The organism is Microbacterium sp. VKM Ac-2870 (assembly GCF_015350795.1).
Lineage (GTDB): Bacteria > Actinomycetota > Actinomycetes > Actinomycetales > Microbacteriaceae > Microbacterium.
Genome location: NZ_JADKSH010000005.1, coordinates 253780 through 265086 on the forward strand (window position 1 = coordinate 253780; position 11307 = coordinate 265086).

Annotated in this window: 9 protein-coding genes; 1 reads left to right on the forward strand and 8 read right to left on the reverse strand. The window is 66.3% G+C overall.

Translation table 11 applies throughout. The features are described from left to right. Positions 1-55 precede the first annotated feature (55 nt). The 5 genes from ITJ43_RS13285 to ITJ43_RS13305 all read right to left on the reverse strand — a co-directional run bounded on the left by ITJ43_RS13285 (position 56) and on the right by ITJ43_RS13305 (position 6946). Entirely contained in the window at positions 56-865 is an 810-nt protein-coding gene (locus tag ITJ43_RS13285; protein ID WP_323741230.1) for a sulfite exporter TauE/SafE family protein, read from the reverse strand. Then, positions 862-2883: an ABC transporter ATP-binding protein gene (locus ITJ43_RS13290; protein ID WP_194584323.1), complete on the reverse strand. Its 2022-nt coding sequence runs from the start codon at positions 2881-2883 to the stop codon at positions 862-864. Before ITJ43_RS13290 ends, ITJ43_RS13285 begins: the two co-directional genes overlap by 4 nt. Next, entirely contained in the window at positions 2880-4607 is a 1728-nt protein-coding gene (locus ITJ43_RS13295; protein ID WP_194584324.1) for an ABC transporter ATP-binding protein, read from the reverse strand. The genes ITJ43_RS13290 and ITJ43_RS13295 overlap by 4 nt, the downstream gene beginning before the upstream one ends. Positions 4608-4694: 87 nt before the next feature. Further along, positions 4695-5672, reverse strand: coding sequence for a phosphotransferase family protein (locus ITJ43_RS13300; protein WP_194584325.1), 978 nt, complete (start codon positions 5670-5672; stop codon positions 4695-4697). 104 nt (positions 5673-5776) lie between these two features. Continuing rightward, positions 5777-6946 (reverse strand): thiolase family protein, encoded by a 1170-nt coding sequence (locus ITJ43_RS13305; RefSeq protein ID WP_194584326.1) that lies wholly within the window; start codon positions 6944-6946, stop codon positions 5777-5779. Here ITJ43_RS13305 and ITJ43_RS15440 point away from each other — a divergent pair. Beyond that, positions 6937-7512, forward strand: coding sequence for an ImmA/IrrE family metallo-endopeptidase (locus ITJ43_RS15440; RefSeq protein WP_416361077.1), 576 nt, complete (start codon positions 6937-6939; stop codon positions 7510-7512). The genes ITJ43_RS13305 and ITJ43_RS15440 overlap by 10 nt on opposite strands. A gap of 43 nt (positions 7513-7555) precedes the next feature. On the opposite strand, the gene ITJ43_RS13315 is transcribed toward ITJ43_RS15440, so the two are convergent. From ITJ43_RS13315 to ITJ43_RS13325, 3 genes are read right to left on the reverse strand one after another with little or no spacing between them, the layout of a single operon-like run. Beyond that, positions 7556-8161: a hypothetical protein gene (locus ITJ43_RS13315; protein ID WP_194584328.1), complete on the reverse strand. Its 606-nt coding sequence runs from the start codon at positions 8159-8161 to the stop codon at positions 7556-7558. A gap of 12 nt (positions 8162-8173) precedes the next feature. Continuing rightward, a complete protein-coding gene (locus ITJ43_RS13320) occupies positions 8174-10324 on the reverse strand; it encodes an RHS repeat domain-containing protein (protein WP_194584329.1) in 2151 nt (716 codons plus the stop codon). Beyond that, positions 10321-11241, reverse strand: coding sequence for an IS3 family transposase (locus ITJ43_RS13325; protein WP_194584330.1), 921 nt, complete (start codon positions 11239-11241; stop codon positions 10321-10323). The genes ITJ43_RS13320 and ITJ43_RS13325 overlap by 4 nt, the downstream gene beginning before the upstream one ends. Positions 11242-11307: the final 66 nt, after the last annotated feature.

Sequence of the window (11307 nt, forward strand, 5' to 3'; positions counted from 1 at the left end):
GTCCCGTCGCGCCGTATCAGAAACGCCGTGACGACCGATCGCGACGGGAAAGTCGTCAGCGCGCCCGGCGAGCGCGCACGGCGCGGATGGCCATCTGGACGGCGATGAAGGTGAGGAAGACGGCGAAGAGGATGTTCGCGACAAGCGGCGAGAGCAACGTGGCGATCCAGGCGCCGAGCGCCGTCGTCGTGCAGGCCGCCACGCCGACGAGGGCAGCGGCGAACAGATCGACGTTCTGCCGTTTGACGTTGCCGATCGTGCCCGACACTGCGGTCGGGATCATCATCAGCAGAGACGTGCCCTTGGCGATGAGGTCGCTCGTGCCGAAGAGGAAGATCAGCGCCGGCACGACGATGACGCCGCCCCCGACGCCGAGCAGGCCCGCCATCACTCCTGTGAACAGCCCGAGCGCTGCGAGGCCGATGCCGGAAGCGACCGTGAGCTCCAGCACCGCATCACGGGAGGGCACCACCACGAAGAGCATGATGATCACGACAGCCAAGAATCCGACGAACCCCCACCGCAGCGCATTCTGCGGAATGCGTGCGAGCAGCCACGCGCCGATCTGCGCACCGATGACGGCACCCGCCGCGAGGATGAGGGCGGGAATCCAGGCCACCGACCCGTGGACGGCGTAGGAGATCACGCCCACCGAGGCGGTCGGCACAATCGCGGCCAGCGACGTGCCGGCGGCAAGACGCTGGTCGAACCCCAGCAGCAGAACCAGCATCGGCACGATGACGGTGCCACCGCCGACGCCGAACAGTCCCGACAGCAGACCGGCCGCCAGTCCGACCCCGATGCACGACAGCACGAACCGCCGGCCCCGGTGTCTCGGAGGCGCGGCAGGTGCGGCGGCGTTCACTCCGCCGCCCCGTCGGGGTTCTCGTCGCCGCCGGTGGCTGCCTGCTCGAACTGCGAGCGGTACAGCCGCCAGTACGCGCCCTGTGCGGCGATGAGTTCCTCGTGGCTGCCCTTCTCGACGATGTCGCCGTGCTCCATCACGAGGATCAGGTCGGCATCGCGGATCGTCGAGAGGCGGTGTGCGATCACGAACGAGGTGCGGCCTTCGCGCAGGGCCGACATCGCGTGCTGCAGCAACAGCTCCGTGCGGGTGTCGACCGAGCTCGTCGCCTCGTCGAGGATGAGCACGCTCGGCTCTGCGACGAACGCGCGGGCGATCGTGATGAGCTGCTTCTCGCCGGCCGAGACGTTGGCGGCATCCTCATCGAGAACGGTGTCGTAGCCGTCGGGCAGCGAGTGCACGAAACGGTCGACGCGGGTGGCGACTGCCGCCTCGGCGATCTCCAGGTCGGATGCCGATTCGTTGCCGTATCGGATGTTCTCGCGGATCGATCCGGCGAACAGCCACGGGTCCTGCAGCACCATGCCGGTGCGCGAGCGCACATCGTCGCGGGTGAGCTCGGCGATGTCCTGCCCGTCGAGCAGGATGCGCCCGCCGTCGAGCTCGTAGAAGCGCATGAGCAGGTTGACCAGAGTGGTCTTTCCGGCGCCGGTCGGACCGACGATCGCGACCGTCTGCCCGGGCTCGACGCGGAACGACAGGTCGCGGATGAGCGGTTTGTCGGGCGAGTAGGAGAAGGCGACATTCTGGAACTCGATGACACCGCGGCCTTCGCGCAAGGAGGGCGCCTCGTCGGCATCCGGCTCCTGCTCCTCCTGGTCGAGAAGCTCGAAGACACGCTCGGCAGATGCCGTTCCGGACTGGACGACGGCGGCCATGCCGCCGAGCTCGGACAGCGGCTGCGTGAACTGCTGCGAGTACTGGATGAAGGCCTGGACGTCTCCGAGGCGCAACTGCCCCGAGGCCACCATGAGGCCACCGAGAACGGCGATGCCGACGTAGGAGAGATTGCCGATGAACATCATGGCGGGCATCATGAGGCCCGACAGGAACTGGGCCTTGAACGCCGCCCGGTAGAGTTCTTCGTTCTCCTCCTGGAACTTCTCGCGCGAGGCCTGCTCGCGGCCGTACACGCGGACGAGGGCGTGGCCGGAGAACGACTCCTCGACGCGGGCGTTGAGACGGCCGACCTTGCGCCATTGGGTAGCGAAGGCCTTCTGCGACTTGGGTCCGATGACGCCGAAGATGACACCCATGAGCGGCAGCGCGATGAGGGCGACGATCGCCAGTTGCCACGAAATGGAGAACATCATCACGAGCACGCCGACGACGGTCAGCACGTTCGTCACGGCCGTGGACAACGCCTGCTGCATCGTCTGGGTGATGTTGTCGATGTCGTTGGTGACGCGGGAGATCAGTTCGCCGCGCTGCACACGGTCGAAGTACGACAGCGGCAGACGGTTGATCTTCGCCTCGACCGATTCGCGCAGGCGCCACATGGTGCGCACCATGATCACGTTGATCACGTAGCCCTGCACCCAGGTCAGAAGCGCGGAGACGATGTAGATGGCCAGGACGGCAACCAGCACCCACTTGAGCCGTTCGAAGTCGACGCCGGCTCCGACCTGGAAGTCGTGCATGGCGGCGATGATGTTGGCGACGTCGTTCTGTCCAGCCGCTCGGAGCGCGTCGACGACCTGATCCTGGCTCGTGCCGTTCGGGAACTGCGGGAGCGATGTCGAGAGCACCCCCTCGAACAGGATGTTCGTCGCCTCGCCGAGCACCTTGGGAGCGATGACGGCCAGGACGACACCGATCGCGCCGAGGACGGAGACGAAGATGAACGCCCACTTGGACGGCGCGAGCAGCCCGATCATCCGGCCGAAACTGCGGCCGAAGTTCGCGGCCTTTCCGGGCGCGACCGAGTCCCAGTCGCCGGAGTTGAGCCGCGCCTGTTCGGCGAGTTCGAGCTCTTCGCGTTCCTCTTCGGAGAGGGCGGAGGTGTTCGGGGCGCTCATGCGTCCACTCCCAACTGCGACTGCACGATCTCGCGGTAGGTCTCGTTGGCGGCGAGCAGCTCGTCGTGCGTGCCGATGCCGACCATCCGGCCGCCGTCGAGGACGACGATGACGTCGGCATCCGCGATCGTCGAGATGCGCTGGGCGACGACGATCTTCGTCACGTCGGGCAGTTCGCGCCACAGCGCTTGACGCAGACGCGCGTCGGTGGTGACATCCAGTGCCGAGAACGAGTCATCGAAGACGAGCACGTGCGGGCGGTGCACGATCGCACGGGCGATCGACAGGCGCTGGCGCTGGCCGCCCGACACATTCGTTCCGCCTTGCGCGATGCGCGCCGAGAGGCTGCCATCCATCTCTGACACGAAGTCACGGCCCTGCGCGATCTCGAGCGCGTGCCAGAGTTCGTCGTCCGTGGCGTCCTCCCGCCCGAATCGGAGGTTGCTGGCGACGGTGCCGGTGAACAGGAACGCACGCTGCGGCACGTAGCCGATCCCCCGCCACATCTCGTCAAGATCGGCCTCGCGTACGTCGACGCCGCCGACCCGCACGGTGCCGCCGGTCACGTCGAACAGCCGCGGAATGAGGGAGACGAGGGTCGTCTTGCCCGAACCGGTCGACCCCACGATGGCGACGGTCTGGCCGGGTTCGGCGCGGAAGGAGATGTGCTCGAGCACGGGCGACTCCGCGCCCGGGTAGCTGAACGAGACGTCGTCGAACTCGACGGCGCCGAGCTCGGGGAACGCGCTGACCGGTCGCTCGGGGCGGTGCAATGCGTCGGTCGAGTCGAGGACCTCGCCGATGCGGTCGGCCGAGACGGCGGCGCGCGGGATCATGATCGTCATGAATGTCGCCATGAGCACACCCATGAGGATCTGACCGACGTACTGCATGAAGGCGAACAGGGTGCCGATCTCGACATCGCGCGCGTCGACCTGGATGCCGCCGAACCAGATCACGCCGACCACGGTGACGTTGAGCACGAGCATCGCCAGCGGAAACATGATCACGAACAGCGAGCCGACCTTGCGACCGACGATCATGATGTCGGTGTTCGCGACGCGGAAGCGCGCCTCTTCGATGCGTTCGCGCACGAAGGCGCGCACGACGCGGACACCGGTCAGCTGCTCCCGCATGATGCGGTTGACCCCGTCGAGCTTGCCCTGGTAGGCCCGGAACAGCGGCACCATGCGGCTGATGATGAACCCGGCGATGACGAGCAGGACGGGCACGGCCACGGCGATGAGCCAGCTGAGCGCGGCATCCTGCTGCACCGCCATGATGACCCCGCCGATCGCCAGCAGCGGTGCGGTGACCAGCATCGTCGCGCCCATCATGGCGAGCATCTGCACCTGCTGCACGTCGTTGGTGTTGCGGGTGATCAGCGTGCCCGCGCCGAACGACGACACCTCGCGCTCGGAGAAGCCGCTCACCTTGTCGTAGACGTCACGGCGGATGTCGCGGCCGGCGCTCATCGCCGCTCGCGCCGCGAAGAAGGTGGCGATGATAGAAGCGACGATCTGACCGAGGGCGATGAGCAGCATGAAGCCGCCGCGCGACCAGATGTAACCGGTGTCACCGACGGCGACGCCTTTATCGATGATGTCGGCGTTCAGGCGCGGCAGATAGAGGGATGCCATGGCCGAGGCGAACTGGAAGACGAGAACGCCCAGAAGCCACCATTTATAGGTCCAGAGATAACGGACGAGGAGCTTTCCGAGCATGCGAACTCCGTCTGCGGAGGGGTGGGGACGACTCATGGTATCGCCGGGCGCCGACATCCCTCTGCTCCTGCTGCGAGGAGGCTCCGGTCAGGGGATGAGTCGCTCGAGCGTCGCCTCGAGCATCTTCTCCACGCGAGAGCGGTGCGCGGGCAGCCACTCGCCGTCATAGCCGCGAACGTTGATCTCGGTGAGCAGCACGAGCGTCATATACAGCCGGCACAGAGCGAAGCGCGTCGACCCGTGCGGTGAAGACAGCGCGCCGGCGAGAACGCCGCCCGCGTCGGAGTTGCCCGCGAGGACGTCGGCGTCGATGTCCCAGAGGCCGAGCTGATCGGCACCCACGAGCTCGAGCAGCGGGTCTCCCCACACGGTGCGCTCGGTGTCGATGATGCCGGAGATCTCGCCGTCGTCATCCAGGAAGACGTTTCCGGGCCACAGATCCGTGTGCACGTACACCGGCTCCGTGACGCTGTCGAGTGCCGCGGCCTGTGCCTGGAGAGCCGCGCGGATGCGCTCCTCCGGCAGAGCGGTGCCGGAGGCCGCGGCATCCTGCAGGAGAGCCTCGACCATCGCACGAAACGCCGCACCCCACCCGTCGGCCTGCAGTTCCGCTTCGAGAGCGGGATATCCGAAGGCGGGCGCGCGCACGACGTGCAGCCGTGCCATCATCGACCCGAGCCGCCGGCGCACGCCTCTCATGTCCTCTTCGCTCAGAGCCCGATCGTTCCACGGCGTCCCCGACAACAGTCCCGTCACCACGACGTCGGCGTCGATGATGCGGTGACTGAAATCTGTCAAGAGGACGCGAGGCACCGGCACGCGGCGGTGCGAAAGCGTGGAGTAGACGTCGGCCTCGGTGCGCGCGATCCCGCGCTCGTAGCGGCACAGCCGGGCCGGGTCGGTCGCGGTGACTTTGACGACGACACATCGCCCGTCCGTCAATACGACCCGGTGCGCGGAGGCGAACATGCCACCGGAGAGGGGCTCGAACTCCACGGGAACACCGAGGGGCTGCAGCACGGCTCCCAGCTGTTGATCGCTGACCGGGAGCTGCGTCGTCAGCACGAGCGGAGAATCGGCACGCGGAGCGCGGGCGCGTCCTTCATCGTCGACACGGGTCGATTGTATGCTCCCGGGTTCTTGCGCGATGCGCAGGCGACGGACCGTTCCTAGCGTTCGAGGACCACGGCGAGACCCTGGCCGACGCCAATACAGATCGCCACGACCGCGATGCCCGAGCCGCGGCGGGCGAGCTCGTGAGCTGCATGGCCGATGATGCGCCCGCCGGATGCCCCCAACGGGTGGCCGATCGCAAGCGCGCCGCCGTGAATGTCCACCCGTTCGGGATCGAGATCCGGCCAGCCCCGCACACACGCGAGCGCTTGCGACGCGAACGCCTCGTTGAGTTCGACGACGTCCACCTCGGCCCACGTGTATCCGGCGCGGGCGAGCGCCTTGTTCGCAGCTTCGATCGGAGCGATCGGGAAGACGTCGGGGTCCACCCCGTGAGCTGCCCGCGCGGCGATGCGGGCGAGGGGCTCGGCATCCACTGCCCCTTCCCCGCCGACCAGCACGGCCGAGGCGCCGTCGTTCAGGGGTGACGAGTTGCCGGCCGTGACCGAACCGTCGTCGGCGAACAGCGGCGTCAGTCCGGCAAGCACGGCGACGGATGTGTCATCGCGGATGCTCTCGTCCCGGGTGAGCTCGGCGCCGGGCACCTGCACGGTCTCCGCGTCGTACACGCCGTCCGCCCACGCCTGTGCCGCCAGCCGGTGCGAGCGGGCGGCGAACTCGTCCTGCGACTGACGGCTGATGCCCCACTCGCGGGCGATCTTCTCGGCAGACTGACCATTGGAGATCGTCCACGCCGTCGGCAGCTTCGGGTTGACCATGCGCCACCCGATCGACGTGTTCCAGAGCGTCTGGTTGCCGGCCGAGGGCCATGCCCGCGCGGCTTTCTCCACAACGAACGGAGCGCGGCTCATCGATTCGACCCCGCCCGCCAGGACGATGTCGGCGTCGCCCGCTTCGACCGCCCGCGATCCCTGGATCACTGCCTCGACGCTCGACGCGCAGAGCCGGTTGACCGTCACACCGGTGACAGTGGTCGGCAGCCCGGCGAGCAGCGCACCCATCCGTGCGACGTTGCGGTTGTCCTCGCCCGCCTGGTTCGCATCACCGAAGATCACGTCGTCGATCCGCGCCGGGTCGAGACCCGTGCGCTCGACGATCGATCGCATAACGACGGCGGCGAGGTCATCGGGCCGCACCCCCGACAGGACGCCTCCGGCGCGGCCGAACGGCGTGCGCACGGCGTCGTAGATGAAGGATGCCGTCATCAGTGCTCCTCTTCGCTGGCGGATGCCGGTCGGCACAGCGCGCACTGCCCACGCTAGGCCGACGGTTCGCTCCGCGCACCCACCGTTGCGCGCGCAGCTGCTCTCCCGAAGCTCAAGCGACGGCGCTCACGCTGGCAGCACTGAGGCTCAGCCGTCCTTCGAGATCGTCGGGGACGAGTGAAGCGGTTGCTGCCCACGATGGCAACAGACACCTCGTGATCTTCAATCCCGACCGCAGTAATGGGCGCGTCCGCTCCGACCTCACCCACGAGATCGCACACTTCGAGGCGGAGCACGAGCCATCGCCGGCTTGGACAAACGGAGGCGACAGCGGCGTTGGATGCGGTGGCACCTCGAAGTCGCAGGAAAGGGAAGCCGCTGAACTGGCGGGCGCACTTCTCGTCCCCGCGGCCAAAGCCAAGGTGGCCGCAATCCGTGATATCGCGCCACACGTTGTCGCGACACGCTGTCAAGTGAGCATAGAGATGGCCGCGTGGCGCATGCGGATTTCCGGCGGCTACGCCATACGGCGCCGTTCACGGTTGAAGTGGCAACCGATCTCGTAAGCTGAGGACGATACGCCCCATCCGGTCCAGCAACGCGAGGGTGCTATGTCCTCGCTTGCTGCAGCGCCGCGACTGCTTCGTCTACAGGAATCTTGCGGATAAGGAGCTCAATCTGATCCTTGAACGGTGAGTCCGCGCCGTGCCGTAAGTTGAACCTGATCGTTGGAGCAACGCGCCGCCCAATCACGGCGTCAACGGTTCCTTCCTCGATTGAGTCGACTTGCGACCAGTCGAAATTTCCAAGTAGCTCCACATTCTTTACCCCTTGGCTCCGCCAAAGACTCACACCCGCCTTGCTGGCGGCGATCTCTACGCCAAATCCGCGATAGTTCGACGGCGCCGCGCTCGCGTTCTTCAAGAAGGGAGCGAGGACTGCGCTGCTCCACTCTGCGGGAACCACCGTTGCGCCAGGGTTCTTGGCGACCACGATCCGATGCCGAGTGCGTTGCTTTAGCACGCCAGTCGTCAAGCCTAACGATACGAGGATTATCACCGTGCCCGGAACCGCAATCAGGATGATGAGGAGAGCGGCATTCTGCTCGACAGTTTGAGCAACGAGAATGATTGCCACGAGAAGAGCAACAAACACAAAGGCATGCATAACCATGCCGAAAACGACAGGGTTCTTGAACCCTCGCTCAGCACTCATCCGAAACCCCAGTCATTCTTCCCCCTCCTGGGCCTTATGGCAAGACTCAATAAACCCCTTCACGTCGAGTCCGAAGCCGAATCCTGAGTATGGGACACCGTTGGCCCCAACTCCGACGCCCAGTCCCTTCGCGCCGTCGATACCGCTTCGACCCAAGCGGTAGCCTGCCGCCCCCATGCCCGCACCGACTCCGTTCAACATCATCGCACCGCACGCGCCCTGATCTCCCGCCCCCCAGCAGCTCAACCCATCGAGTCCAACGCCGACGGTACTTCCCACGATCGAGACAACTCCGGCCACCGCCCCCACCGACTCTGCAGCATCGACACCGATCGCGATCGCGAGCAGCCCTGCGTCGGCAGCGAGTCCCACACCGGTGGCTGCCAAGGCGACCGCGCCGATCGCAAGCCCAACGCCGCCGATCACCGCCCAGGTAGTAGAGTCCCAGCTTCCGGGGTTCCACCAGTCGGCAAGCCCGAGCGGATCAAGGTGGTTCAGCGGGTTGTTAGTTGTGTATAGGTAGGCGGCGAGCGTCTTGCTCACGAGCGCATCTACGGTGAGGAAGTTCCCCGTTGCTGGGTCGTAGCACCGCGCTTGGAGGTAGAGGAACCCGGTTTCGGCATCGGCGTATGCGGCGGCGAACTGGATAGGTGTGGCGGTGCCGGAGTGTGTACTGACGTTGCCCCACGCGGAGTAGGAGTAGGAGCCCGTCACAGTGCCTGCCTGATTCATCAGCTCAGTCGTGGAACCGTGTGCGTCAGCGAAGTAGTACGTTTGGCTGGATCCGCCTGAGGCGACCTGCTCGATCGGTGTTCCGGTCGGTCCGTAGATGTAATTGGTGGTTCCGTCGCTGATGAGCTCAGGGACCTTCCCGCGAGAATCCCACGTGAACGTTACCGTGCTTCCCGACGCCGTCTTACTCGCCCTGAGCCCGTCGCCGTTGTACGTGTAGGTGGCCGCGGTGGCGCCGGCTAGCGAGGTGAGTTCGCCTGCCGCGTTGTACGCGTAGGTCGTCGCGGCTGTGCCGAAGGGTGCTTTGCGGGTGCGGTCGCCGTTCGTGTCGTACGAGTAGGTCGTCGCGCTGGCTGGTGCCGTCGTGCAGGACGGGGAGGAGACGGCGGTCGTGGTGCTCCAGCAGAGTCTGCCGGCTGGGTCGAAGGTCTGGGTAGCGGCGCCGAGTTTGGTCGGGTTGCCGACGTTGTCGTAGGTGTAGTTCGTGGCCGTGGACCCGACGGTCGAGCTAGTCAGGTACTGGTTGGTGTTGTATCCGTAGGTGGTTGCTGTTCCGGGGGCGCCGGCCGAAGGTGTGGTCGCGTTCAGATCACCCGTGTTGTCACGGCCGTAGGTGATCGTCCCGAGGGCGGTCGCTCCGCGGCTCAGCGCGTTCGAGGCGGGTTGGTCGGCGTTGTCGTAGGCGACGGTCGCGGTGTCGCCGTTGCCGTAGCTGGTTGTGGTCGGCATCCCGTCAGGCGAGTACGCGAAGGAGGTGACAGCGCCGGCGGGGTCGGTCACGCGGTCGAGTTGCTCGAGATTGTTGAAGTGACGAGCGACGCTCGTGCTGGCGCCCGGATACACGATGGTGGTGGTGTTGCCGGCAGCGTCGTAGCTGTACTTCGTGACGGCGCCGGAGCCGGTTTTCACGCTGACGGGTTCTCCGAACGCGTCGTAGCTGTAGCTGTTGGTTCCGGTTCCGTCAGTCATTGCGGTTCGGCGACCGGCGGCGTCGTACGTATAGGAGGTGGCTGGAGTGCTCGTGCCCGAGTAGGTGATGCCGGAAAGCTGGCCGGTGTTGTCCCAGTTCTGAGTGGCGGTGTCGCCGTTCGGTTTCGTCGTGGTCTTGAGCCGTCCCATGCCGTCATAGGTGTAGGTGGTGTTCTTGCCGTCCTTGTCGGTCATCGTCACGACGCGTGCTTGCGCATCGTAGGCGTAGGTCGTGGTGTGGCTGGCCGCATCGGTGACCGCGTGCACGGTGCTGTCGGCGTTGTAGGCCGTTTGGGTGGCGTCGGACGACGGTTGCTGGACCTTGACGGGCCGGTCGGCGGCGTCGAACGTGGTCGTGGTGGTGTGATTGTTAGCGTCGGTGGTCGTGAGCTGGTTGCCGTCGGCGTCGAACGTGGCTGGAGCCTGACCCGGTTTCCCGGACAGTTCTTGTGTGTTGATCATGCCGCGATTTCGGCGGGGATGTGAAGTGCTTCGTAGTCGGCGGGGCTGAGGTCGCCGAGGCTGGTGTGCCGGCGGCGCGGGTTGTAGAACCCCTCGATCCATTCGAACATCGCCGACGCGAGCTGCGCTCTCGATTCCCAGCTCGTGCGGTCGAGGAGCTCGCGTTGCATCGTTGACCAGAACGACTCGATGAGCGCGTTGTCGACGCTGGACGCGACTCTGCCCATCGATCCGAGCAGGCCGGCTTGACGGAGCCGGTGCCCGAAGAGCCAGCTGGTGTATTGCGCGCCGCGGTCGGCGTGGACGACCGTGCCGGGTTCGGGTCGGCGTCGCCAGCGGGCCATCTCGAGGGCGTCGACGACGATCTCCGTGGTGATCCGGTCTGAGATCGACCAGCCCACGATCCGTCTGGAGTACGCGTCGATCACGGCGGCGCAGTAGACCCATCCGTCTCTGGCGCGGTGTTGCGTGATGTCGCAGAACCAGAGCCGGTTCGGCGCGTCAGCGCGGAACTGCCGCTTCACGAGGTCCTCGTGCGTGGCCGTGTCCGGCTTCCACCCACGTCGTTTGCGGCGATGCGAGACCCCGACCAGCCCGTCGGCACGCATGAGCCTCGCGACGCGTTTGCGGCCCACGTGGACGCCGAGTCCTAGCCGCAGTTCAGCCAGCACTCTGGGTGAGCCATAGGTCTCCCGCGAGTCGGCGTGGATGCGGCGGATCGTGGTTATCAGTTCCGCGTCAGCGACCGCCCGCACCGACGGTGGTCGGCGGGCCCAGTCGTAGTAGCCAGACGTTGAGACATTCAGGAACCGGCAGGCCACCGCGACGGGGACCCCGTCAGCGGCGAGCTCCTGGACCAGCCGGAACCCTATTTGGGAGCACGTTCTCCCTCGCGAAGTAGGCGCTGGTGAACTCAACCCGTCAGCGCAACAGTGCTTGGAGCCTATCGGCTGGGGTGTCGAAGTCGAGGGTCTTCCGCGGTC

Coding starts and splice junctions, on each gene's coding strand:
- ITJ43_RS15440 (WP_416361077.1), top strand. CDS start 6,937: ATGCCGTCATCAGTGCTCCTCTTCGCTGGCGGATGCCGGTCGGCACAG.
- ITJ43_RS13290 (WP_194584323.1), bottom strand. CDS start 2,883: ATGAGCGCCCCGAACACCTCCGCCCTCTCCGAAGAGGAACGCGAAGAG.
- ITJ43_RS13305 (WP_194584326.1), bottom strand. CDS start 6,946: ATGACGGCATCCTTCATCTACGACGCCGTGCGCACGCCGTTCGGCCGC.
- ITJ43_RS13315 (WP_194584328.1), bottom strand. CDS start 8,161: ATGAGTGCTGAGCGAGGGTTCAAGAACCCTGTCGTTTTCGGCATGGTT.
- ITJ43_RS13295 (WP_194584324.1), bottom strand. CDS start 4,607: ATGCTCGGAAAGCTCCTCGTCCGTTATCTCTGGACCTATAAATGGTGG.
- ITJ43_RS13320 (WP_194584329.1), bottom strand. CDS start 10,324: ATGATCAACACACAAGAACTGTCCGGGAAACCGGGTCAGGCTCCAGCC.